Source organism: Providencia lanzhouensis, from assembly GCF_050469745.1.
In the GTDB taxonomy this organism is placed as follows: domain Bacteria; phylum Pseudomonadota; class Gammaproteobacteria; order Enterobacterales; family Enterobacteriaceae; genus Providencia; species Providencia lanzhouensis.
In genome coordinates, this window is record NZ_CP174123.1 from 551,444 (window position 1) to 577,063 (window position 25,620).

The following is a 25,620-nucleotide window of genomic DNA, read 5'->3' on the forward strand; positions in this document are numbered from 1 at the left end:
GAGGGAAACAATCGAGCGCCATACGGCTGTCTACTGTTTTGCTCAATGCCCGGTGCGATGACTCGGATAACACTGTGTGGCGAAACGGCAACCACGTTTTATTCATTTGGTTTTGAATGTCGGGACTCGAACCCGATAGCGCATGCTATTACCAGATAGGTCTTACCAACGGCGGAATACAGACCATGAAGTGGGGCTAGCCACCATGTCTGCACCGGTAGAACTGAAGTTCTGACAAATTCCGGTAGTGGACAGTCAGACTATTGCCAGATGCGTGCCAACTTTCTAAAAATGCCATTAAATATTTTTAATTAATTGATAATTAACATTTAATTATTTTTTTGATTTTTCCGGTGCCATTGTTTATCAGAATGACTTATGCTTATTTATATATTTTTATATCGTAACTTATAAATATTTATAAATATGAATCAAAAAAGAAAAGTGGTTATTGGCGTATTGGGTACTGTGCTTGATAGACGCGGTAAAAAAGCCAATCGCTGGAAAAAATGGCGTCCTACTGTGGGACTGTGCCAGCAAGCAGATTTAGATATTCACCGTTTTGAGCTAATTCATCAGGTGAACGACTACTCGCTCGCGTGCCGGGTGAAAGAAGATATTGAGCAGGCATCACCGAAAACTGAGGTGATACTGCGTGAAGTGGATATTGCGGATCCGTGGGATTTTGAAGAGGTCTACACTTCACTGCTGGATTTTTCTGCGAACTACCCTTTCGATACAGAAAACGAAGAGTATTTGGTGCATATCACGACAGGCACCCACGTGGTACAAATCTGTTGGTTCTTACTGACGGAAGCACACTATTTGCCTGCAAAATTGATCCAAACTTCACCGACTCGCGGGGAACGGGAAACCGATCCTGTGGGTATGTATGCGGAAATTGATCTTGATTTAAGCCGTTATGCGCAAATCACCAGCCGCTTTGATAGCCAGCAGCAAACTCAGTTGGCATTCTTAAAAGCGGGGATCGCCACCCGTAATCAGGCATTTAATACCATGATTGAGCAAATCGAGCGTGTGGCACTACGCTCTAAAGCGCCGATTTTGCTCAATGGTCCAACGGGGGCAGGAAAATCATTTCTGGCTCGGCGAATTTATCAGTTACGCCAAGGGCGCCATCAAGTCAAAGGGCGTTTTGTGGAGATTAACTGCGCCACCTTGCGCGGCGATAATGCGATGTCCACGTTATTTGGGCATGTGAAGGGTGCATTTACGGGCGCGCTTAACCCACGCCAAGGGTTACTGAAAGAGGCCGACGGCGGCATTTTATTTTTGGATGAAATTGCCGAGTTAGGGCTTGATGAGCAGGCAATGCTATTAAAAGCCATTGAAGAAAAAAGCTTTTTCCCATTTGGTTCGGACAGTGAAATTCAAAGTGATTTTCAGTTGATAGCTGGCACCCATCGTAACCTTGCCGCGTGGGTGGAAGAGGGAAAATTCCGCGAAGATTTATTCGCCCGTATTAATATGTGGACGTTTGCGCTGCCAGGGCTGGCGGATCGCCGTGAAGATATTGAGCCGAATATCGATTATGAGCTGGCAAAATTCTGCCAAGCAGAGCAGAGCCAAATCCGTTTTGATAGAGAAGCACGTCAGCACTATGTTCAGTTTGCTTGCTCCCCTAAAGCCGCATGGCGAGGCAACTTCCGTGAATTAGGCGCTTCAATTTCCCGAATGGCAACCTTCGCTGAACGTGGGCGTATTACGCAATCTGTGGTGGAGGAGGAAATTCAGCGTTTAAGCCAGCAGTGGCAGCCGAAATCTAAACTACAGCTACCTGAGCACGTCGGGGAAATCGACCTGTTTGAGCAGCAGCAGTTAGCCACCGTACTGGATGTGTGCCGAAAATCGTCTTCTTTATCTGAGGCCGGGCGCACGCTATTTGCGGTGTCTCGCCAACAGAAAAAGCAACCGAATGATGCAGATAGGTTGCGAAAATATTTAGCTAAATTTGGATTGGATTGGGATAAAATCAATCAGATTTAAATAATAACAAGGATAAAACAAGGAATTATGATGGAGCTGACTTTCTTGGGTACTAGCGCAGGTGTGCCAACAAAAGAGCGCAATGTCACCAGTATGATATTAAATTTAGTCGGTATCCGTAAAAGCTACTGGCTCTTTGACTGTGGCGAAGGCACTCAGCACCGAATCTTAAACAGCCCCTTTAAAACACCCAAAATCGAGAAGATTTTTATTACTCATTTACACGGTGACCATATTTTTGGTTTACCGGGATTGCTGTGTAGCCGCTCGATGGGGGGAACGACGGATCCCTTAACGCTATATGGACCAAAAGGGCTGAAACAGTACGTGGAAACCGTCTTATCAGTGAGCGACTCCTATATGACTTATCCTCTTGAAATTGTAGAAATTGAGGCAGGTAAGTTATTTGATGATGGGGAGATGATCGTCACTGCGTATCGGTTGGATCACCGCGTAGAATGTTATGGCTATCGTATTGAAGAACATCCAAAACCGGGGGCGCTAAATGTGCAAAAACTGGAGCAAGATGGGATCCCTCGCGGGCCTTGGATGCAGGCGCTGAAAAAGGGCGAAGTGATTGAGCTAGAAGATGGTCGTACCGTGAATGGAGCTGACTACCTTGGTGAGCCAGTTGCAGGTAAAGTAGTGGCGATGTTTGGGGATACCATCCCAACGCCAGATGCGTTGTTATTGGCAAAAAATGCCGATGTGATGGTGCATGAAACTACACTAGAAGTGGCGCTAGAGGCGAAAGCCAATGAACATGGGCATTCTTCTACCCGACAAGCGGCGCAACTTGCCAAACAAGCAGGAGTAAAACGGTTTATTGCGACGCATATCAGTGGGCGTTATGGGTCGGATGACATTCCGCGTTTACTGGCGGAGTGCCAAGCTGAGTTTCCTGAGACGCAGATTGCGGAAGATTATTTGACGGTGCGGATTTAGTTTTTAAGCAATCGACACGCATAAGGAAAACGTGTCGAAAAACTGACGAAAAATATACATATAGGAAAATTGTGTCGACTCAATCGATACATAGATATGAAATGTCGATTTTTATTGTAAAAATCGACATATAAAGAAGAAGGGATATATTGTACTAATAAATCACTTTCACAAATCCATTACGGCAATATGTTTCGTATTCATCACTGAGTTGCCGATTTGTGACAATCACATCAAACTGGGATAGTTCGCCCATATTGGCGGTCGCCACTTCATCAAACAGATTGTAAGGTGCTAATAAAATCTTACGGATAGATTTTTCCATGCCTTTCTTTTTCATCGGTAAATCATCGAGATTATAGCAAGTCACCCCATAAGCACTGTGAACCCCAGTGGCGGACATAAACGCTTTTTTGGGGTTAATGGAATCTAATAACGAAGGCAGCGTTGGGCTGTAAAAAGAATCACTTTTTGGGCGGTATTCCCCACCGCACAGTAGCGCCGTGGCATTTTTTTTCTGGCTCAATGCGAGAAAAACGTTATGAGAATAACAAATTCCGGTAAAGCTAATTTCTTCTGGGATTAAGGCTATTAAGGTCGCCATTTCGATGCCATTGTCGAAAAAGATCACATCGTCTTCACTGACCATACTGGCGGCTAAATTAGGAATATATAGGTCTTCAGTTTGATCTGGCGTGAAAATATCGGCATGGGGTTCGTGAGGAGCTAAAGCGGTAGGTTGAGTGACAGAAACAATATAGCCACCAAGCAGTGACATTGGGATAGGACCTTCGGTGTCCGCATTGAGATCTCGGCGAATGGTCATTTCAGAGACTTCGAGTATTCTCGCGGCTTCTTTAAGATGAATGCGTCCTGAACGTTTAATACATTCACTTAATCGGCGAAGGCGTTCTTTTTGTTTAGTTTCTATCACCCTGCAATCCTTTTTATGATGGCGCGGACGAACCGCGCCCCGTTGTTTAGTAGTCACTTGGAGTGGTATTTTCTCCCGTCACAATAGCGACACTCGCACTTGCACCAACGCGGTTAGCACCAGCTTCAATCATCTTAATTGCGGTTTCACGCGTACGTACGCCACCGGATGCTTTGACGCCAATTTCATTACCAACCACTTTGCGCATTAAAGCGACGTGATGCTCAGTGGCACCCATTGTACTGAATCCTGTTGAAGTTTTCACAAATCCAACGTTAATTGTGCGGCAAATTTCACAAACCTGTGTGATTTCTTCATCAGTTAACAGGCAAGTTTCGAGGATCACCTTTAATGTTGCCTTACCACAAGCCGCAAAAACAGCTTCGATATCTTGGCGAACAAAGTCTAAATCACCGCTTTTCAGCATGCCTACGTTGATGACCATATCCACTTCATCGGCACCACGGCGTACTGCTTCAGCAGCTTCAAACGCTTTGGCTTCTGTTAAACATGCGCCTAATGGGAAACCAACAACACAGCACACCATCACATCGCTATCTTTTAAACATTCGCTTGCCAATGGCACATAGCCAGTGTTAACACACACAGAGGCAAAGTGATGCTCTGCGGCTTCTGCACATAACGTTTTGATATCGTTAACTGTTGCATTGGCAGCCAATAAAGTGTGATCAATATATTTCGCTAAATCTTGCATTTTAAACCTTCCTATATGAAGTTTTTCAGAATAGATGTGGAATAGGTAACAAAGAATGAGGAAATGTGGCAGATATAACACTTGATCATTCGTTATTCGAGATCCTAATCACAAATGATATTTTTGCAACATGATAATGTTAGGATTATATCATTATGTGATTTATTTAACACGAGGGACATTATGGATATAGCAGTTATCGGTTCAAACATGGTCGATTTGATCACTTACATTGATCAAATGCCTAAAGAAGGGGAAACCCTCGAAGCCCCAGCCTTCAAAATCGGCTGTGGCGGTAAAGGGGCAAACCAAGCTGTTGCCGCAGCAAAATTAAACTCCAAAGTGATTATGCTAACTAAGGTCGGTGACGACATTTTTGCGGATAACACTATTCGTAATCTTGAGTCTTACGGCATCAATACGCGTTATGTAGAAAAAGTGCCATGTACCTCAAGCGGTGTTGCGCCAATTTTCGTTAACCAAAATTCGTCTAACAGCATTTTGATTGTCAAAGGGGCGAATAAGTTTTTATCCCCTGAAGATATCGACCGCGCTGCGGAAGATCTGAAAAAATGTAAATTGATCGTATTGCAGCTGGAAGTGCAGCTGGAAACGGTTTACCACGCAATTGCCTTTGGTAATAAGCACAACATCCCTGTATTGCTTAACCCAGCGCCAGCACAACGCGCACTGGATTTAGATTACGCATGCCGTTGTGATTTCTTTGTACCGAATGAAACCGAGCTAGAAATTCTGACCAATATGCCTGTGGATACCATGGATAATGTGCGTCGTGCGGCTCAATCCTTGTTAGACAAAGGCCTGAAAAATCTGATTGTCACTTTAGGTGATAAAGGTGCGCTATGGATGACTCGCGACAGTGAGCTATTCATTCCCGCTATTAAAGTGAACGCGATTGATACCAGCGGGGCAGGGGATGCGTTTATTGGTTGCTTCTCTCATTACTATGTTCACACCGGAAATATTGAAGAAGCGATGAAAAAAGCGGTTCTGTTTTCAGCCTTTAGCGTAACGGGAAAAGGCACGCAATCGTCTTACCCAAGTATCGAGCAGTTCAGTGAGTTTGTGCAGTTGAATAATTAGTACGCATCATCTTTCAAGCACCAGAAGCATTACCTGTACCCACAATATTTGCTCTGAATTTGAATGATGTTGAGCATGACCGGTTGAAATGAAGGTTGCCATTAGAGCAAAAAGCCCGTTTAGCCGGTTAAAAATATAATAAAAATTATTAAGGGTTAATATGAACATCAAAAATATAACTCAGTTACCTGATGGGTACCTGAATAAGACACCTATATTCCAATTTATCCTACTTTCCTGCTTATTCCCGCTCTGGGGATGTGCAGCAGCACTGAATGATATTTTAATCACACAGTTTAAAAGCGTTTTCGAACTCAGTAACTTTGCCTCTGCATTAGTGCAAAGTGCGTTCTATGGCGGTTACTTCTTGATTGCCATTCCAGCTTCACTGGTTATCAAAAAAACCAGTTATAAATACGCGATTATGATCGGACTTATTTTGTATATCGCGGGTTGTTCCATGTTCTTCCCTGCGTCTCATATGGCGACTTACACCATGTTTTTAGCCGCGATTTTTGCTATCGCGATTGGTTTAAGCTTCCTTGAAACCGCAGCGAATACTTACAGTTCGATGATTGGTCCAAAACAGTACGCGACTCTGCGTCTGAACATCAGCCAAACCTTCTACCCAATTGGTGCCGCAGGCGGGATCTTATTAGGTAAATATTTGGTCTTCTCTGAAGGAGAGAGCCTACAAAATCAAATGGCAAACATGGATGCGACTCAAATCCATGAATTCCGTTTAGCGATGCTGGAAAACACCCTTGAACCATACCGTTATATGATCATGGTATTGGTTGTTGTGATGATCCTGTTTTTACTGACTAAATTCCCGAAATGCAAAGTGGCAGAAACGGCGGAACATAAACGTCCTTCTGCACTGGATACCTTAAAATATTTAGCTAAAAACAGTCGCTTTAGAAAAGGGATCATTGCCCAGTTCTTATATGTGGGAATGCAAGTTGCCGTTTGGTCGTTCACCATCCGTTTAGCGCTGGAAATGGGGGATATCAACGAGCGTGATGCCTCTAACTTTATGGTCTACAGCTTTGCCTGTTTCTTTATCGGTAAGTTTATTGCCAACATCTTAATGACTCGCTTTAACGCGGATAAAGTACTGATTATCTATTCGATTATTGGTGTGCTGTTCCTGGTGTATGTGGCCTTTATGCCGAGCTTCACTGCGGTGTATGCAGCAGTACTGGTGAGCATCCTGTTTGGACCGTGCTGGGCAACTATCTATGCGGGCACTTTGGAAACCGTCGACAACGAGCATACTGAAATGGCGGGTGCAGTGATTGTCATGGCGATTGTTGGTGCGGCAGTTGTACCTGCTATCCAAGGCTATGTCGCGGATATCACTCACTCTCTGCAACTCTCTTTCTTAGTTTCCATGTTGTGCTTCGTCTACGTGGGCATTTACTTCGTTGGCGAACGTCGCTTTAAAGCTAAACAACAAGCCAAATAATTAACTGTGACTCAGGGTAGGCGCTACACCTACCCATCTTTACCTCAAACCGTGAGTATGACAATGAACACAATTATCCCGTTACATAAACGCTTATTTACGGAAAAACCGACCTTAGTTTTGAAAAATAGCCAGTTTTCCGTTTCCGCATTTGTCTATCAATCTGGCGTGCAAGGGCTGCGTGTTGAAAACTCGCAGGGGCATTTAACCATTTTGCCATTTTTAGGGCAGATGATTTGGGATGCTGAGTTTTGCGGGCAAAATCTGAAAATGGAAAATATGTTTTCAGAACCTAAGCCTGTTCCAACCGTGATTGAAACCTATGGCTGTTTTGCTTTCCATTCTGGATTAATCAGTAATGGTTGCCCATCGCCAGAAGATAACCATCCATTACACGGGGAAATGCCCTGCGCACCAATGGATAGAGCATGGCTTGAATTGACAGCAAACAGTCTTAAAGTGTGTGGTGAGTATGAGTATGTGATGGGCTTTGGGCATCGTTATCGTGCCGCGCCATCTGTACAATTAAATGCGGACAGTGCGTTGTTTGATATTCATATGTCCGTGACTAACTTGGCATCCGTGCCAATGCCGCTCCAATATATGTGCCACATGAACTATGCCTATGTGGACGACGCCACTTTAACGCAAAATATTCCTGAACAGGCGATTAAGCTGCGTGAATCCATTCCGGGGCATGTGCATCCAACGCAAAAATGGCTCGATTTTAACCAAGCGCTTAAGTCCGGCGAAGTGACGCTGAATCAGCTGAATCAGCCGCAAATGTGCGACCCTGAAATTGTTTTCTTTATGGACAATTTGAGCCAATACACGGCAAACCCTGAATTTAAGATGACTTCGCCAGCGGGTAATACCTTTGTAACCCGCTTTAAAGCCAATGAACTGAATTATGCGACTCGCTGGATTTTATATAATGGCGATCAAAAAGTGGGGGCATTCGTGTTACCAGCAACCTGTCGCCCTGAAGGGTTTATTGCTGCGAAAAATAACCAAACGCTGATTTGGTTGGAGGCGGGGGAAAACCGTCAATTTACCGTGACGACGGGTGTTGAACAGTAAATTTTGTTTTTTAATTTTTTATGAGGCTGCCAATACGCAGCCTTTTACTCATATTGCTGGCACTCTTCTTGTAAGTCATCGAGCACGCTCTGAGCATCAAATATCGGGGTACCCTTACCATTAGGTAGCATCATAATTGCCGTTTTAATATTGGCGCTCGCCATGTCAGGTAATATTTCCGCCATTAAATGTTCCAGTGTCATAGGAAGCGGGTAACATCTGCTCCATTCATCGGTTAAGCATAATTCGGCATACTCTTTTGCGACCCACAGAGGTAAAAATAAACACTGGCTATCATCTTGTGCCGTGACTAAACCCTCATGGTTACCCAATGTCCATACTTGCTCCCAATCTGCAACCTTGCCGATAAAATAGTCATATCGTTGATGAGGATTCAGTAGTAGAACATTTTGAATTTCTTGTTTTTTAGGTGAGAAATAGACATTGTTCATTATTAGACTACCTGAAAAGTAATTGATAATTATTGAGAAAATTAAATGAATAATTGATATCTTAGCAGTTATTCACTCACTATTTAGAGTGTTATATTTTACACAGCAAATTAGTTTTCAATGTCAGTTTAGGGCAATAAACATGATAGAAGCATTACTTGAAAAATATGCCATTGGCATGACCATCATTGCCGTCTGTTTAGCGTTGTATTTGCTTTTTGAAGTTTTACACAAGCGGCACAAACATAAGCGAAAAAGCATTTTGGTGCATGTGATCCAAACCATGGTGCTGTGCGTGATGGTGTTGGTGACAGCTCAATCTGTAGATATGGCAGCCAGTGACTTTGATTTAACCTTTATTTCAACACCACTGATTAATCTAGTCGCCATATCGGTGATAGCATTGATTATCACGCGAAAATTCTTTCAGTTGGTTAACCGCCTAGAGAAAAAACAGATTAAAAAAGGCAGTGACCCGACTTCCGCGCGGATTATTGCACGAGTATTTAAGACTGCGGTCATCGTCATCATTATGCTGTTATTTGGCGAACATTTTGGCATGAGTTTGTCAGGATTAATGGCATTTGGGGGTATTGGCGGTATCGCCATCGGTATGGCGGGTAAAGATATCCTGAGTAACTTTTTCTCAGGGATCATGCTCTATTTCGACCGCCCGTTTAATATTGGGGATTGGGTCAGCTCGCCGGATAGAAATATTGAAGGGACAGTCGTCGAAATTGGCTGGCGGATCACCAAGATTGTTACGTTTGACCATCGTCCGCTTTATATTCCTAACTCGCTATTTTCTTCCATTAGTGTTGAAAACCCAGGGCGCATGACTAACCGACGGATTAAAACAGAAATCGGTTTACGTTATGAAGATGCCGACAAAGTCAGCGCGATTGTGGACGATATTCGCACCATGCTGAAGCAAGATGAAAATATCGATACAGGGCAAACCTTGCTGGTCTATTTTGATGCGTTTGCGGATTCTTCCCTAAATATTATGGTGTACTGCTTTACGAAAACCACCGTATGGGCAGAATGGCTGGATGCGCAGCAAGCGGTCTATTTGAAAATTATTGATATAGTTAAGCGTCATAATGCGGACTTTGCATATCCATCTCAAACTCTGTACGTAGAAAGAAACAAGTAACCTCGTCGTCTCGAAAAATTAACCGACTGATCCACTGTCATTATTGTCTGTTTCGGTCGGTTAATCTGCAAATAATCTATTTTTCATGGTTTATGACTAAAAATCCGGTGAGGTTATCCGGAAATTTTTATACTATTAACCAGTAAGTTATAAAAAATATTCACTCTAGGCAAAACTGAATAATTTTGCATTAATTCTGACTATTTCAATCTCAGTATCTATCAAGTATATTGAGCCCCTCTTTACCTCAGCTAACCAAGAGCCAGACTGCTATGAAGAAAATCAATGTGGCATGTAGCCAGGGGGTCGCTATCTATTTTACGGGTCAATTCCAGTGGGTAGATATTCGCGATGCACAGTTAAATAATATCGCTGCGGTTGTGCTCTCTGAACAAGATGCCAACCAAGGGCTGTGGAAGAGAGTTGCAGACAGTAAACTCAGTATTCCGCTGTTTGTCATTAGTGACAAGCAGCTACCAGACAATGCACCAACACCTGACTATTTGACCGCATTATTACTGCCAGCGCCTGCTGCGCGTGAAGAGAATAGCCGTCAATTACGGGATGCTGCAAACCAATACCTTGAACAGTTATTACCGCCATTCTTTGCGCGAATGATGGATTATGCTGCGGGTCACAATGTAACGTTTGCCTGCCCAGGACACCAAGGTGGACAATTTTTCCGTCGTCATCCAACGGGTGAACAGTTCTACCAATTCTATGGTGAAAATCTCTTTCGCACTGATTTATGTAACGCTGATGTGGCGATGGGGGATTTGCTGATCCACGAAGGTGCGGCAAAAGAAGCCCAAAAATTTGCGGCGAAAGTGTTCAATGCAGATAAAACCTATTTTGTGCTTAATGGCACGTCGTCATCCAATAAAGTGGTCTTAAATGCCTTATTAACACCGGGTGATTTAGTGCTGTTTGACCGCAATAACCATAAATCTAACCATCATGGCGCCCTGATCCAAGCAGGGGCAACACCCGTTTATTTGGAAACAGCGCGAAATCCATTTGGGTTTATTGGTGGGATTGATGCTCACTGTTTTACCGAAGAATACTTAAGAAACGCGGTGAGCGAAGTGATGCCGGAAAAAGGGCAGGCAGAAAAACCGTTCCGCCTTGCCGTGATCCAGCTCGGGACTTATGACGGCACAGTCTACAACGCGAGACAAGTGGTGGATAAGATTGGGCATCTTTGCGAATACATTCTGTTTGATTCTGCGTGGGTGGGTTACGAACAATTTATCCCGATGATGCGCCAATGCTCGCCGTTGCTGCTGGAACTGAACGAGAATGACCCCGGTATCATGGTGACGCAATCTGTTCATAAGCAGTTGGCGGGTTTTTCGCAGGCTTCGCAGATCCATAAAAAAGATAACCATATCAAAGGCCAAGAGCGCTTTGTTTCCCATAAGAAACTGAATAACGCGTTTATGATGCACGCCTCTACCAGCCCGTTTTACCCACTGTTTGCTTCATTAGATGTGAATGCGCGCATGCACCAAGGGGAAGCGGGGGAAATGATGTGGATGGAGTGTGTGCGACAAGGGATTGAGGTCAGAAAATCCATTATTCAACACTGCCGTCACTTTAGACCGTTTGTGCCTGAGCGAGTGGATGGAAAGCCGTGGCATGAATACCCAACAGAACAAATTGCATCGGAGCAGCGTTTCTTTAATTTCATTCCGAAAGAGCGTTGGCATGCGTTTGAGGGTTACGCGCAAGACCAATATTTCGTTGACCCATGCAAGCTGATGCTGACGACGCCGGGGATTGATGTAGAAAGCGGCGAGTATGAGTCTTTCGGGGTTCCTGCGACGATTTTGGCACATTTCCTGCGTGAACATGGGGTGATCCCTGAAAAATGCGATTTAAACTCGATTTTATTCCTGCTAACACCAGCGGAATCACGTGAAAAGCTGGAATTGCTGGTTTCTCACTTAGTACGTTTCGAGCAGCTTCTGGATGAAGACGCATTATTTGAAGACGTTTTACCATCCGTGTATCAGCGTTATCAGGAACAGTATCAAGGGTATACTCTGCGTCGATTGTGCCAAGAAATGCATCAATTAAGCGTGGATTTTAATATTAAACAGCTACAAAAAGAGATGTTCCGCAAGGCGCATTTCCCTGTAGTGAAAATGAATCCACAACAGGCACATCTGGAGTTTATTCGCGGCAATGTGGAATTACTGCCACTGGATGAGTTAGAGGGGCGAATTGCCGCAGAAGGGGCGTTACCTTATCCGCCGGGCGTGCTGTGTGTGGTACCGGGGGAAGTCTGGTCAGGGCCTGTTCTTCAGTATTTTAAAGCGCTGGAAGCGGGAATTAACGCCTTGCCGGGCTTTGCACCAGAGCTACAAGGGGTCTATATTTCAAAAAATGAAAATGGACCAAAACGCGTGTATGCGCATGTTTTGAAATAAATTTCTCCGTATTCAGACATCGAGCATAGATTTTGCCGCATGAGATAGCTAAATTGGGATCCGCAAAATGTGGATCCCGATTGACGATAAGGCAACCCTATGACGAAAAAGATTATTTTAGACTGTGACCCAGGGCATGACGATGCCATCGCTATGCTACTGGCTTACGGTAATCCAGACATCGATTTACTCGCCGTCACCACGGTTGCAGGCAACCAAACTCTCGAAAAAGTCACCCGTAATGCCCGTGCGATTGCTGAAATGGCGAATATTCGCGGCATTCCTTTTGCTGCGGGTTCAGCGCGTCCATTAGTGCGTGAAGTGGAAGTGGCGCCCGATATTCATGGGGATTCCGGGTTGGATGGTCCTGAGCTCCCAACCCCAACGTTAGCGTTGGATGAGCGTCATGGGGTGAATTTGATCATCGATACCATCATGTCCCACCCACCAAAAACCATTACCTTAGTTCCTACGGGGGCGCTGACCAATATCGCGTTAGCGGCAAGGCTAGAACCTCGAATTGTGGAGCGAGTGAAAGAAGTGGTGTTGATGGGCGGTGGCTACCATGTGGGAAATTGGAGTCCAGTCGCGGAATTTAATATCAAAATAGATCCAGAAGCCGCACATATTGTTTTCAATGAAAAATGGCCGCTAACGATGGTTGGTCTGGATCTCACTCACCAAGCACTGGCAACGCCAGAAGTCGTGGCGAAAATTGCTGAAATAGACACGAAATGCTCACAGTTTGTCGTCGAATTACTGGATTTCTTCGGAAAAATGTACAAACAAGCCCAAGGTTTTGATGCGCCGCCAGTGCATGATCCTTGCGCTGTTGCCTATGTGATAGACCCATCAGTAATGACCACCCAAAAAGTCCCTGTGGATATCGAATTAACGGGAACGCTGACCCTTGGTATGACGGTGGCAGATTTTCGACATCCTGCTCCTGCGGATTGCCATACCCAGGTTGCCGTGAAATTAGACCGCGACAAGTTTTGGCAGATGGTTATCGACGCACTGAAAAATATTGGTTAATGGAATCGTATTTAACATGAAGAGTGAATTAGAACAGATGCCTTATGAGGCATTAATTGAACGCAGCATGAACTCTCTGGAATTGAAAAATCAGTTCCATTGCGATAATTGGAAATTGGATGAAGCCAGTTGGTCGGTGGATCAAGATGAAGGCACCATTATTTTCCATGCACCGGACAATATAATGGTAACGGCACCCGTGCAAATCATTGGGACTTATGACCAAAATGTCGGTAGTTGGATGTGGGGCTGGGCGAATAGCTCCATTGATGAGTCATTAATGCGAGATGCGATTGCGGTTAAAGCCTACGGCGAGCGCCAAGATAATAGTTTGCTGACTTCCCGTGTGAGCGATATCGAAGAGTATGATGCATGGCAGTTGGCGGCATTGGCTTGTGAGTTAAATGAGCAACAAGGTGTTTATCGCGGCGTTGCAGGTAGTACACTGATTTTTATGACGTTCGGCCAAGTTTCCCTTCAAAAAATGTAAGCCAAAGGCGCCTTTTTTATCATAGATAACAAGGGCGTTTGGTTTCAGTCTATTTATTCTTGTTAACTCAATGATTAGCTTGCTAATTTTTATTCGGAAAAAGTGTTTTTCTATATGCGTTATATTCAGAAATTCAGAAAGTATTGGAATGCGAATATTTTCTATTTTTTCTTCATGAAACGCATAAGGAACCTTATATGTACGAAGGTCAGAAACCAGATAAAGTATTACCTGAGAGTGCACAACTGCAATGGGTTATCCAAGGAATGGGGGCTTACAATACCCTTAAGATCACGCTAGAAAATCACATAACGAATATCACGAACAAAGTAGATAGCAATCATGAAACTCTGAAGGAAAAACTGGACGACAGGCATGATTCTGTGCTGGCAAGAATGGATGATAGATGTGGTGTTTTGCAAGAAAAAATAGATGATTTGCAAATAAAAATGGACGAACGATGTGATGCTTTACAGACAAGGATGGATGAACGATGTGGTGTTTTGCAAGAAAAAATAGATGATTTGCAAATAAAAATGGATGAACGATGTGATGCTTTACAGACAAGGATGGATGAACGATGTGATGCTTTACAGACAAGGATGGATGAAAGATGTGGTGTTTTGCAAGAAAAAATAGATGAACGATGTAATGCCTTGCAAGCAAGAATGGATATTCTATGCGGTGCTTTGCAAGAAAAGATAGATGATAAATATAATATATTAGTTCAGTCTATTCTGAGATCGGAACAATCAGTTCTTAACCAGATTAAAGATATGCAATCCGCTAATTTAAAATGGTTTATTGGGATCATCACGGGCACTGGCATTGCATTTTATAAAGTATTTACCATGACTCCATAAGATTGAAATTCAGCCAACGTCTTCTTGCTTTTTAATTATTTGAATATTGATAGACTATTCTTAAAACAAAAATCCCAAAAAGTTGCTTAACTCCTCGAAAACGACCTGCACAGTTTATTATGACAAAAGAAAGCCAGCTGTTAAAATGCGGCTTTCTTTTGCTATTTCACAACAGCATAAGCCTTAAATTCGATATCAACGCCAAAAGACCAACATGCAACAAAATCAAACGATAGAACAAAATACACCATCAATAACAGGTGGTTACAAAAATCTTAACCGCTTCTCGGTTGCGCCTATGCTCGATTGGACCGACCGCCATTGCCGTTATTTCCATCGCTTATTAACGAAAAATACGTTGCTGTACACCGAAATGGTGACGACGGGCGCGATCATTTATGGCAAAGGCAATTATCTTGCTTATAGCGAAGAAGAGCATCCTGTTTCCTTGCAATTGGGTGGCAGTGACCCCGCAGCTTTGGCGCAATGCGCAAAGTTAGCACATGAGCGTGGCTACGATGAAATCAACCTGAACGTCGGTTGCCCATCAGACCGCGTACAGAACGGGCGTTTTGGTGCATGTTTAATGGCGGATGCTCAGCTGGTCGCTGATTGTGTCAAAGCGATGCGTGACGTGGTGTCTATCCCTGTAACGGTGAAAACACGCATTGGGATTGATGAGCAAGATAGCTACGAATTTTTATGTGAATTCATTGATACCGTCTCCACAAAAGGGGACTGTGACATGTTTATTATCCATGCTCGCAAGGCGTGGTTATCAGGGTTAAGTCCAAAAGAAAACCGTGAAATTCCCCCACTAGATTACCCTCGCGTATACCAATTAAAACGTGATTTTCCGCATCTCACCATGGCTATCAATGGGGGCGTTAAAACTCTCGAAGAAGCTAAAGAACATCTAAAACATTTAGATGGCGTGATGGTGGGTCGTGAAGCGTATCAAAATCCATCAATCTTAACCGCGGTAGATAATCAATTGTTTGATGAAACAATGCCCATTGTCGATAGCGTTGCTGCTGTCCGTAGCATGTATCCATACATCGAAAAAGAGCTGTCTAACGGGGCTTATTTAGGGCATATGACTCGCCATATTTTAGGGATTTTCCAAGGAATTCCGGGGGCTCGTCAATGGCGTCGCCACTTAAGCGAAAATGCCCATAAACAGGGTGCTGACTTATCAGTGGTTGAACAAGCGCTCGCGTTTGTGACCCGTGGCGAGTAAATATTACTTAAATGAAATTGCGATTTTGGCTGATGCGGGCTGAGTAGGATTATCTGCATGCTATGATAAAACTCATTAATGAATGAGGAAGAAGCAGATGAAAATATTAATAGCAACCTCTTTGCTGCTGTTAGTTGCTGGATGTTCGGGGTCAGGTGGGCAGATGCGAGAACCACCAAAGCAAGATCCCTATGAGGGAACAGTGTTAAACACCATTAAAGAGAACCAGCAGATCTACAAAGAGCAGCAAGCACGCAAAGGGCACTATTAATTCGTGCAACTGAAGTAATTATTTAGTGCAACGGAAGTGAGTAAAAATTACCGTTGTTAGAATTTTAAAAGCGCCAGTTATTGATAGCTGGCGCTTTTTTATGAATTAAGGAATGAGCAAGCTTGAGCCTTGAGTCTTACGTTGTTCTAATGTTTGGTGCGCCTTTTGGGCATCTTTCAGCGCAAAAATTTGAGATGCCGGTACATCCACATTCACTTTGCCACTTAAAATCATGTCAAACAGGGCTTTGCTGGCTTGGTCTAACTCTTCTCTGTTAGTGACATAGCCACCTAATGATGGGCGGGTCACATACAAGGAGCCTTTTTGATTTAAGATCCCTAAGTTAACTCCAGTTACGGCGCCAGAAGCGTTACCAAAGCTCACCATCAAACCGCGACGTTTCAGTGAATCTAAAGAAGCGAGCCACGTCGCTTGACCTACGGAGTCATACACGACATTCACTTTTTCACCGTGAGTGATTTCTTTCACTCGCTCAGCAATATTTTCAGTTTGGTAATTGATGACTTCCCATGCACCTGCGGCTTTCGCACGCTGCGCTTTTTCTTCAGAGCCAACGGTACCAATCATTTTCGCGCCTAACGCTTTTGCCCATTGGCAAGCAATTAGACCAACACCACCCGCCGCAGCGTGGAATAAGAAAACTTCATCTTTTTGAACTTGATAGGTTTGATTGAGCAGATAGTAAACTGTCATCCCCTTAAGTGAACAGGCAGCTGCTTGTTCGAAAGTGATACCATCGGGTAAGTGTGCCACGGCATTGACAGGTACATTATGAACTTCACTGTATGCGCCTAGCGGACCTTGTGCATAAACTACGCGATCACCTGGTTTGAAACCGGTGACTTGGGAGCCAGTTTTAACCACGACACCCGCCGCTTCGGTGCCGAGTCCACATGGCAAACTTGCAACTGGATACAGTCCACTGCGTACATAGGTATCAATAAAGTTAATACCAATTGCACGGTTTTCGATTTGGATTTCGTTTTCAGCTGGCGCATTCGGGGAATAGTCGACAAAATTGAGGACTTCAGGACCACCATGTTGCGAAAATTCAATACGTTTTGCCATGATCATCTCCAATGAGTGAGTTTGTTTTTATTAACAGTATCAATTGCCCCATCATAACGCGATGCTTTACTGAGAAGAATTATCGGTTTGTGCGCTGCGTTAAGATTGTGCCTGCAATAATATCTTGTGCAGATAACAATAAAGACGCCACATGACACCTAAGATTGGCGTATACTAACTGTTGGTTAATTATAGACGTGGATATTTCAAGTATGGCTAAAAAACCCTCCTCAGATTACAAGACAAACCCACCGCGCGATCAGCAAATGGAAGGTTTAAAACTTCCGCCGCACTCTATCGAAGCGGAACAGTCTGTATTGGGGGGACTGATGTTAGACAACGAACGCTGGGACACGGTCTCTGAGCGTGTCACGTCAGCTGACTTTTTTAGTCGTCCTCACCGCACAATCTTTGCACAAATGCAGATCCTGCTGGAGCAGGGTAAGCCTATTGACTTGATCACCCTGTCAGAATCCCTTGAACAGCAAGGAGAATTGGACAGCGTCGGAGGCTTTGCTTACTTAGCGGAATTATCGAAAAATACCCCAAGTGCGGCGAACATTAACGCTTATGCGGACATCGTGCGCGAACGTGCCATTGTTCGCGATATGATCTCTGTCGCCAATGATATTGCTGATGCAGGGTATGACCCACAAGGTCGCAGTAGCGAAGATTTACTCGATTTCGCAGAAACCAAAGTTTTCCAAATCGCAGAATCTCGCGCGAATAAAGATGAAGGTCCGAAAGGGATTGAAGCGATTTTGTCGGAAACCGTTGAGAAAATAGAACAGCTTTATCAGCAGCCTCATGATGGTGTCACCGGTGTTTCTACGGGTTATCAAGATTTAGATAAGAAAACCGCAGGGTTACAAGGCTCAGATTTAATTATTGTTGCCGCGCGTCCATCCATGGGTAAAACCACCTTTGCGATGAACTTGTGTGAAAATGCGGCGATGACTGAAGAAAAACCAGTACTTATCTTCAGTTTGGAGATGCCCGGCAACCAGATCATGATGCGTATGCTCGCATCACTGTCTCGCGTAGACCAAACCCGTATTCGTACGGGGCAGCTTGATGATGAGGATTGGGCACGAATTTCGAGCACCATGGGCATATTGATGGAAAAACGCAATATGTACATTGATGACTCATCGGGGTTAACGCCAACGGAAGTGCGTTCTCGTGCTCGCCGAATTTACCGCGAACACGGGGGGCTAAGCCTGATTATGATCGACTACCTTCAGTTAATGCGTGTGCCAGCGTTGTCGGATAACCGTACATTAGAAATCGCCGAAATTTCCCGTTCCCTCAAAGCGTTAGCGAAAGAATTAAACGTACCAGTGGTGGCGCTTTCTCAGCTAAACCGTAGCTTGGAGCAACGTGCAGACAAACGCCCAGTAAACTCCGACTTACGTGAATCAGGCTCCATCGAGCAAGATGCCGACTTAATCATGTTTATCTATCGTGATGAGGTCTATCACGATAACAGCGACCTCAAAGGGGTCGCAGAAATTATTTTAGGTAAACAACGTAATGGTCCGATAGGGACGGTGAGGCTGACGTTTAATGGGCAGTGGTCGAGGTTTGATAACTACGCCGGCCCGGCTTATGACGACGAGTAATCTCGTCATACTTCACACTGTGGCGTTGTTGGCTGCGTTCGCTAACCTGAGTCACATACTTTTGTATGCTCCCCAGGCTTAGCTTCTCTTGCCGCCTAGCCACAGTGCGAATTATTTAGAGCTTATAGAAAATTGAAGATTGAAGACTGAAGACTAAATAAGTTAAATTTTAAAATGAATAATTAAGAGGAAGAAATGAAAGCGGCAACCGCATTAATAAACCGCCGCGCTCTGCGACACAACCTGCAACGCGTGAGAGAATTGGCGCCGAATAGCCGTCTGATTGCAGTTGTTAAAGCAAACGCTTATGGTCATGGATTAATTGGAGTTGGCACCGAAATTCAAGGAATTGTCGACGGTTTTGGGGTGGCGCGTTTAAATGAAGCCCTGCTGCTTCGACATCAAGGCGTGACAAAACCGATTGTTTTATTAGAAGGTTTCTTCGAAAAATCCGATTTGAAGTTGATGGTGGAATACAACATCGATACGGTGATCCACTGCATTGAACAACTGGAAATGCTGGAAAATGCCCAGCTCGCTAAAAAAATCAAAGTATGGATGAAACTCGATACTGGCATGCATCGCCTTGGCGTACTTCCTCAGCATGCGGAAAGTTTTTACCAACGTCTTCAAAGCTGTAGCAACGTGGATTTACCTATCAACATTGTCAGCCACTTCTGTCAGGCCGATGCGCCTGAACTCCCAACCACCAAAAAACAAATCGAATGCTTCCAACAGTTTGTCTCTGATAAACCGGGTGAAAAATCCATCGCGGCATCCGCGGGGATCCTTTTATGGCCAGAAGCCCATTATGACTGGGTTCGCCCCGGCATTATGATGTATGGCGCCTCACCGCAAGAAGGCAAAAGCGCTGCAAGCTTTGGTTTATTACCCGTCATGACTTTAAAATCCAGCCTAATTGCAGTGAGAGAGCATTCGGTAGGGCAGTGTGTTGGCTACGGCGAAACATGGTGCAGTGAACGCAATACCCGCCTTGGGGTGGTAGCGATTGGTTATGGAGATGGTTATCCGCGTAACGTACCATCAGGAACACCCGTTCTAGTAAATGGGCGAAAAGTACCGATTATTGGACGAATTTCCATGGATATGACCGTCGTGGATTTAGGACCAGATGCCACCGATAAAGTGGGGGATGACGTCATTCTATGGGGAAATGCTCTGCCTGTGGAAGAAATTGCCACACAAACAGGCATCATTAACTATGAGCTTTTGACGAAATTGACCTCACGAGTCGCAATGGAATATGTAGACGAATAGGTTTTAAAGGGTTATTTTCACAAGACAAAAGTAATAAAGAAAACCTACAAGTAGGAGATATCCTGTGTACCAACATGTTGATGCTTATCCGGGCGACCCAATTTTATCGCTGATGGATGAATTTAATAAAGATACTCGTGAAGGCAAAATTAACCTGAGTATTGGTCTTTATTATGATGCAGAGGGGAAAACCCCTGAGCTGGAAACCGTCGGCACAGCGAAAGCTGCACTGAGAAAACTTCCGGCAAGTGCATCGCTTTATCTGCCAATGGAAGGTTTGAAAGATTACCGTACTGAATTACAAAAATTGGTGTTCGGTGAAGATTGTCCGCTAATTGCTCAAGAGCGTATTGCTACCGTACAAACCATCGGTGGTTCTGGCGCACTGAAAATTGGGGCTGATTTTTTACACCATTATTTCCCGAATTCAGAAGTCTGGTGCAGTAACCCAACATGGGAAAACCACGCCTCTATCTTCTCTGGCGCAGGCACGAAAGTGCATTACTACCCTTATTTCGATGAAAAAACCAAAGGGGTTAAATTTGATGAAATGCTGGAAACCTTCAAGAAGTTACCAGAGAACAGCATCATCTTAATGCACCCTTGCTGCCATAACCCAACCGGCTCGGATTTAACCCCAGCTCAGTGGGATGAAGTGACGAAAGTGGCACTTGAACACAAATTGATCCCATTCTTAGATATCGCATATCAAGGTTTTGCGGAAGGTATCGATGAAGATGCTTATGCAATTCGCACGATGGTAAAAGCGGGTCTGCCAGTATTCGTCAGCAATTCATTCTCGAAAATCTTTGGTATCTACGGTGAACGTGCGGGTGGTTTATCTGTTATCTGTAAAGATAAAGATGAGCGCGACCGCGTGTTGGGTCAATTGAAAGCGGGTGTCCGTCGTCTGTATTCAAGCCCACCGTCTAACGGCGCAAAAATTGTTGCGGCAGTACTGACTGATAGCCAACAAAAAGCCAAATGGCTGGACGAAGTGGAAGAGATGCGTTTGCGTATTTTAGATATGCGTACTGTTTTGGTGGATGAGCTGAAAAAAGCACTACCAAACAAAAACTTCGACCACTTGTTAAAACAGCGCGGTATGTTTAGCTACACGGGTTTTTCTCAACAACAAGTTGACCGTCTGAAAGATGAGTTTGCGGTTTATTTAGTTGGAACAGGTCGCGTGTGTATGGCAGGTGTAAACCGTCATAACGTGAAGCGTATCGTGGAAGCGTTCGCGGCAGTTAGCCAGTAATCGTTAGTAACGAACGGTTATATAAGCATTAAAAAGGGGAACTGAGTTCCCCTTTTTCTATTTTGATTGGCGGTTTCTGTTAACTATTTTTACTTCAGTTAACTCAGTAGCCACGCGCTAAGATAGGCTTCAAGAAACGCGCAGTATGGGATTTTTCACACTCAGCCACTTGCTCAGGGGTACCTGAAATTAAAATCTCACCTCCACCGCTACCACCTTCTGGGCCTAGGTCAACAATCCAGTCTGCCGTTTTGATCACATCCAAGTTATGCTCGATGACGACGATGGTATTGCCTTGATCACGCAATTGGTGCAAGACAACAAGCAGTTGCTGGATATCGGCAAAGTGCAATCCGGTGGTTGGCTCATCCAAGATATAGATGGTCTGTCCGGTGCCGCGTTTAGACAACTCGCGAGCTAATTTTACGCGCTGGGCTTCACCGCCGGATAAGGTTGTCGCAGATTGACCTAAGCGAATGTAGGAGAGACCCACATCCATCAGCGTTTGCAGCTTACGCGCTAGCGCAGGCACGGCATCAAAGAATTCGCGGGACTCTTCGATGGTCATATCCAACACTTCATGAATGCTTTTACCTTTGTATTTGATTTCTAAGGTTTCGCGGTTATAGCGCTTGCCCTTACATTGGTCACACGGCACATAGACATCGGGCAGGAAGTGCATTTCCACCTTAATTACACCATCCCCTTGGCAGGCTTCACAACGACCGCCTTTCACGTTAAAGCTGAAACGCCCTGGGTTATAGCCGCGAGTCCGTGATTCTGGTACACCCGCGAACAGCTCACGAATTGGCGTAAAGATACCCGTATAAGTGGCTGGGTTCGAACGTGGGGTGCGTCCAATAGGGCTTTGGTCGATATCGATCACTTTATCGAAATGCTCTAAACCTTCGACATTGGTATACGGCGCAGGGTTAATCACTGTTGCCCCATTTAACTGGCGCTGAGCAATTGGGAATAGCGTATCGTTGATGAGCGTGGATTTACCGGAACCAGAAACCCCTGTAATACATGTAAATAAGCCAACAGGAATATTCAGGGTGACATTCTTCAGGTTGTTGCCTGTTGCGCCCATCACCGTCAACACTTTATCTTTATTAAATGGAACCCGCATTTGTGGGATATCAATCTTGCGCTCACCACTTAAGAATTTACCCGTTAAGGATTCTGGGTTAGCAACGATATCTTCCAATGTACCTTGCGCCACAATTTGACCACCGTGAACACCGGCACCTGGACCAATATCAATCACATGGTCAGCAGCGCGGATCGCATCTTCATCGTGCTCAACCACAATCACGGTGTTCCCTAAGTTACGTAGGTGAATCAGGGTTTCCAGTAATCGGTCATTATCGCGCTGGTGGAGCCCGATAGACGGTTCATCCAGCACATACATCACACCGACCAGACCCGCACCGATTTGGCTTGCTAGACGGATACGCTGGGCCTCACCGCCGGATAATGTTTCTGCGGAGCGTGAAAGGCTTAAGTAATTGAGTCCCACATTCACTAAGAACTTCAGACGGTCGCTGATCTCTTTCAGGATTTTTTCGGCAATCTTGGCGCGTTGCCCACTGAGTTTTAAGTTTTGGAAAAACTCCATTGCATGACCGATGCTGTAATCTGCAATTTCAGGCAGGGTGGTATTTTCCACAAACACAAAGCGAGCTTCTTTACGCAGACGGGTTCCGGAGCAAGTCACACAAGGGCGGTTGCTAATGTATTTTGCTAACTCTTCGCGCACCGCGGTGGATTCCGTTTCTTTATAACGGCGTTCCATATTGTTAAGCACACCTTCGAACGGATGGTAGCGTACGGTAATATCTCCGCGATCATTACGATATTTGAATTCAATAGTTTCTTTGCCTGAACCATACAAAATTACTTTTTGAATAGCTGGGCTGAGTGAGTCATAGGGGGCTTCAACATCAAACTTATAGTGTTCGCCCAATGACATTAGCATCTGAAAATAATAGAAATTACGACGATCCCAGCCGCGAATAGCCCCGCCCGCAAGGGAAATTTCGGGATTTTGAATCACACGCTCAGGATCAAAAAATTGCTGAACCCCTAAGCCGTCGCAGCTTGGGCAAGCCCCTGCTGGGTTGTTGAATGAGAACAGGCGTGGCTCTAACTCCATCATACTATAGCCACAAACAGGGCACGCAAAGTTAGCAGAGAACACTAATTCTTCGGCTTTTGAGTCATCCATATCAGCGACAACAGCGGTGCCGCCAGATAACTCGAGTGCAGTTTCAAAGGATTCTGCAAGACGCTGGGCGATATCGTCGCGTACTTTGAAACGGTCAACCACGACTTCAATGGTATGTTTTTTCTGTAACTCGAGTTTTGGTGGATCGGATAAATCACAAACTTCACCATCAATACGGGCGCGAATATACCCTTGGCTCGCTAAGTTATCGAGTAACTTAACGTGCTCACCTTTACGTTCTTTTACGACCGGAGCCAGCAGCATCATGCGGCGATCGGTCGGCTGTGCGAGGACGTTATCCACCATCTGGCTAACGGTTTGTGCCGCAAGCGGAATATCATGATCAGGGCAGCGTGGCTCACCTACACGGGCAAACAATAGACGCAGGTAGTCATGGATCTCGGTGATGGTCCCAACCGTTGAACGTGGGTTATGAGAAGTGGATTTCTGTTCAATGGAGATAGCAGGCGACAGCCCTTCGATATGGTCAACATCCGGCTTTTCCATTAAAGAAAGGAATTGACGAGCATACGCGGATAGTGACTCAACATAACGACGCTGACCTTCAGCATAGAGGGTATCAAAGGCAAGGGAAGACTTCCCTGAACCAGATAGCCCTGTAATAACTATCAGCTTGTCTCGGGGGATGATGAGATTGATATTTTTTAGGTTATGCGTGCGTGCGCCGCGGACTTCGATATTCTCCATTTACCACTTCCCGAATGAATTGATAGTGAACAAAAATGAACTTGGTAGTCTTAATTAACGAGCCAGTATTAATAAACGATTTAGTATTGCACAAAATTTGCTGAATGGATATACAGTATATGTGCTCTTTATATTTCATTCCATAGGGGACTGATAGCAACTTATCTGTGACGCCAATAATTAGCGTCTATACTAAAAAACAGTAATGCAGATTTCACTTAAATTTGGAAAGCGCTTCGCAACTTCTCATCAGCAATCTCAATTTATGGTGCAATACAGATAGGTCGTGGTAAACTTCACGGTCAGTCCAGAGATTAAAAATTCAATGCATCAGGAGTAATAAATGGCCACCAGAGGCGTAAATAAAGTAATTCTTATCGGTAACTTAGGACAAGATCCAGAAATCCGTTATATGCCTAACGGCGGAGCTGTCGCTAACCTGACTCTGGCAACTTCTGAAAGTTGGCGTGACAAGCAAACCGGTGAAATGCGTGAAAAAACCGAATGGCACCGTGTTGTGATTTTCGGTAAATTAGCCGAAGTTGCTGGTGAATACCTGAAAAAAGGTTCACAAGTTTATATCGAAGGTTCATTGCAAACCCGTAAATGGCAAGACCAAAGCGGTCAAGATCGCTACACCACCGAAGTTGTGGTAAATATCGGCGGTTCAATGCAGATGCTTGGCGGTCGCGGCGGCGATGCCCCATCACAAGGTCAAAGCGGCGGACAAGGCGGTTGGGGTCAACCACAACAGCCACAAGCAGCACAACAATTCAGTGGCGGTGGCGCAGCACCAGCGCGTTCACCAGCGCCACAAACCAATGAACCACCAATGGATTTTGATGACGACATCCCGTTCTAATTTCTAAATTAGAAAATCAAAATCATCGATTAAAGCCCTTAATTTTAAGGGCTTTAATTTTTTATGAGCAATTTCAATTCAAATTATCACAACTCAACAACATTCTGTGATATGCCTCTCATTTGAAATCCACAACCAAGAAAAACGAAAAAAAGGGTTGTGAAGGTTAGGGTTTTATGGTTTCTTAGATGCAGCAAACACAAAAATGAAAAATCAGACAGAATTAAATTACAGGAAACTCTCGTGAAAATGACTGCTAACCGTTCAAACCTACTACTTACCGCGCCACTAGCCGCGGTAGTCGTGCGTGTGGTGGTGGTCGTGGGCTTAGCGCCGTAACGGGAACAAATCACGCGATTTAGAAACCCCGCCGGCGCA

22 protein-coding genes are annotated in these 25,620 nt (G+C 44.6%); 17 read left to right on the forward strand and 5 right to left on the reverse strand.

Annotation, left to right across the window (positions count from 1 at the left end):
- Window positions 1-426 precede the first annotated feature (426 nt).
- Together rtcR and rnz are read left to right on the forward strand one after the other, a co-directional pair.
- The gene (gene rtcR, locus ACIH2S_RS02475; protein ID WP_108479325.1) at window positions 427-2,007 is read left to right on the forward strand and encodes an RNA repair transcriptional activator RtcR; all 1,581 of its coding nucleotides are present in this window, start codon (window positions 427-429) and stop codon (window positions 2,005-2,007) included.
- Between the two features lie 30 nt (window positions 2,008-2,037).
- Window positions 2,038-2,952, forward strand: a complete 915-nt coding sequence (gene rnz / locus ACIH2S_RS02480) for a ribonuclease Z (RefSeq protein WP_108479326.1) — start codon at window positions 2,038-2,040, stop codon at window positions 2,950-2,952.
- A gap of 154 nt (window positions 2,953-3,106) precedes the next feature.
- On the opposite strand, the gene ACIH2S_RS02485 is transcribed toward rnz, so the two are convergent.
- Window positions 3,107-3,886 (reverse strand): DeoR family transcriptional regulator, encoded by a 780-nt coding sequence (locus tag ACIH2S_RS02485; protein WP_036955059.1) that lies wholly within the window; start codon window positions 3,884-3,886, stop codon window positions 3,107-3,109.
- Between the two features lie 46 nt (window positions 3,887-3,932).
- Entirely contained in the window at window positions 3,933-4,601 is a 669-nt protein-coding gene (deoC, locus tag ACIH2S_RS02490; RefSeq protein WP_036955058.1) for a deoxyribose-phosphate aldolase, read from the reverse strand.
- A gap of 183 nt (window positions 4,602-4,784) precedes the next feature.
- Here deoC and rbsK point away from each other — a divergent pair, with 183 nt between their 5' ends.
- The 3 genes from rbsK to ACIH2S_RS02505 all read left to right on the forward strand — a co-directional run bounded on the left by rbsK (window position 4,785) and on the right by ACIH2S_RS02505 (window position 8,253).
- Window positions 4,785-5,705, forward strand: coding sequence for a ribokinase (gene rbsK, locus ACIH2S_RS02495; RefSeq protein WP_006663306.1), 921 nt, complete (start codon window positions 4,785-4,787; stop codon window positions 5,703-5,705).
- 160 nt (window positions 5,706-5,865) lie between these two features.
- Window positions 5,866-7,173 (forward strand): L-fucose:H+ symporter permease, encoded by a 1,308-nt coding sequence (gene fucP, locus ACIH2S_RS02500; RefSeq protein ID WP_108479327.1) that lies wholly within the window; start codon window positions 5,866-5,868, stop codon window positions 7,171-7,173.
- 63 nt (window positions 7,174-7,236) lie between these two features.
- Window positions 7,237-8,253, forward strand: a complete 1,017-nt coding sequence (locus tag ACIH2S_RS02505; protein ID WP_196712527.1) for an aldose 1-epimerase family protein — start codon at window positions 7,237-7,239, stop codon at window positions 8,251-8,253.
- 44 nt (window positions 8,254-8,297) lie between these two features.
- Here ACIH2S_RS02505 and ACIH2S_RS02510 read toward each other — a convergent pair whose 3' ends face one another.
- Window positions 8,298-8,705, reverse strand: a complete 408-nt coding sequence (locus ACIH2S_RS02510) for a DUF2750 domain-containing protein (protein ID WP_430248045.1) — start codon at window positions 8,703-8,705, stop codon at window positions 8,298-8,300.
- Window positions 8,706-8,847: 142 nt separating this feature from the next.
- On the opposite strand from ACIH2S_RS02510, the gene ACIH2S_RS02515 reads away from it, so the two are divergent.
- The 7 genes from ACIH2S_RS02515 (at window position 8,848) to ACIH2S_RS02545 (ending at window position 16,192) form a co-directional block, all read left to right on the forward strand.
- Window positions 8,848-9,861, forward strand: coding sequence for a mechanosensitive ion channel family protein (locus ACIH2S_RS02515; protein WP_036955051.1), 1,014 nt, complete (start codon window positions 8,848-8,850; stop codon window positions 9,859-9,861).
- A gap of 272 nt (window positions 9,862-10,133) precedes the next feature.
- Window positions 10,134-12,293 carry an ornithine decarboxylase gene (locus ACIH2S_RS02520; RefSeq protein ID WP_108479329.1) on the forward strand — a complete coding sequence of 720 codons (2,160 nt, stop codon included), beginning with the start codon at window positions 10,134-10,136 and terminating at the stop codon, window positions 12,291-12,293.
- Between the two features lie 99 nt (window positions 12,294-12,392).
- The gene (locus ACIH2S_RS02525; RefSeq protein WP_036955049.1) at window positions 12,393-13,328 is read left to right on the forward strand and encodes a nucleoside hydrolase; all 936 of its coding nucleotides are present in this window, start codon (window positions 12,393-12,395) and stop codon (window positions 13,326-13,328) included.
- 16 nt (window positions 13,329-13,344) lie between these two features.
- Window positions 13,345-13,818 carry a DUF6882 domain-containing protein gene (locus ACIH2S_RS02530; RefSeq protein WP_108479330.1) on the forward strand — a complete coding sequence of 158 codons (474 nt, stop codon included), beginning with the start codon at window positions 13,345-13,347 and terminating at the stop codon, window positions 13,816-13,818.
- 197 nt (window positions 13,819-14,015) lie between these two features.
- Window positions 14,016-14,681 (forward strand): hypothetical protein, encoded by a 666-nt coding sequence (locus ACIH2S_RS02535; protein ID WP_430248046.1) that lies wholly within the window; start codon window positions 14,016-14,018, stop codon window positions 14,679-14,681.
- Between the two features lie 214 nt (window positions 14,682-14,895).
- A complete protein-coding gene (gene dusA / locus ACIH2S_RS02540; protein WP_108479332.1) occupies window positions 14,896-15,921 on the forward strand; it encodes a tRNA dihydrouridine(20/20a) synthase DusA in 1,026 nt (341 codons plus the stop codon).
- Window positions 15,922-16,018: 97 nt separating this feature from the next.
- Window positions 16,019-16,192, forward strand: coding sequence for a hypothetical protein (locus ACIH2S_RS02545; RefSeq protein WP_181477955.1), 174 nt, complete (start codon window positions 16,019-16,021; stop codon window positions 16,190-16,192).
- 105 nt (window positions 16,193-16,297) lie between these two features.
- On the opposite strand, the gene ACIH2S_RS02550 is transcribed toward ACIH2S_RS02545, so the two are convergent.
- Window positions 16,298-17,281 (reverse strand): quinone oxidoreductase, encoded by a 984-nt coding sequence (locus tag ACIH2S_RS02550; protein WP_036955043.1) that lies wholly within the window; start codon window positions 17,279-17,281, stop codon window positions 16,298-16,300.
- A 212-nt stretch (window positions 17,282-17,493) separates the two neighbouring features.
- Here ACIH2S_RS02550 and dnaB point away from each other — a divergent pair, with 212 nt between their 5' ends.
- From dnaB to ACIH2S_RS02565, 3 genes are all read left to right on the forward strand, one after another.
- Complete coding sequence (gene dnaB, locus ACIH2S_RS02555; protein ID WP_036955040.1) at window positions 17,494-18,903, forward strand: replicative DNA helicase; 1,410 nt, start codon at window positions 17,494-17,496, stop codon at window positions 18,901-18,903.
- Window positions 18,904-19,098: 195 nt separating this feature from the next.
- Window positions 19,099-20,181, forward strand: a complete 1,083-nt coding sequence (alr, locus tag ACIH2S_RS02560; protein WP_108479333.1) for an alanine racemase — start codon at window positions 19,099-19,101, stop codon at window positions 20,179-20,181.
- Between the two features lie 64 nt (window positions 20,182-20,245).
- A complete protein-coding gene (locus ACIH2S_RS02565) occupies window positions 20,246-21,442 on the forward strand; it encodes an aromatic amino acid transaminase (protein ID WP_036955033.1) in 1,197 nt (398 codons plus the stop codon).
- A 103-nt stretch (window positions 21,443-21,545) separates the two neighbouring features.
- Here the strand turns inward: ACIH2S_RS02565 and uvrA are convergent, their stop codons facing one another.
- Window positions 21,546-24,380, reverse strand: coding sequence for an excinuclease ABC subunit UvrA (gene uvrA / locus ACIH2S_RS02570; RefSeq protein ID WP_430248049.1), 2,835 nt, complete (start codon window positions 24,378-24,380; stop codon window positions 21,546-21,548).
- A 343-nt stretch (window positions 24,381-24,723) separates the two neighbouring features.
- On the opposite strand from uvrA, the gene ACIH2S_RS02575 reads away from it, so the two are divergent.
- Window positions 24,724-25,242: a single-stranded DNA-binding protein gene (locus ACIH2S_RS02575; RefSeq protein WP_036955024.1), complete on the forward strand. Its 519-nt coding sequence runs from the start codon at window positions 24,724-24,726 to the stop codon at window positions 25,240-25,242.
- A 249-nt stretch (window positions 25,243-25,491) separates the two neighbouring features.
- Window positions 25,492-25,581: an ilvB operon leader peptide IvbL gene (ivbL, locus tag ACIH2S_RS02580; RefSeq protein ID WP_108479355.1), complete on the forward strand. Its 90-nt coding sequence runs from the start codon at window positions 25,492-25,494 to the stop codon at window positions 25,579-25,581.
- Window positions 25,582-25,620 lie beyond the last annotated feature (39 nt).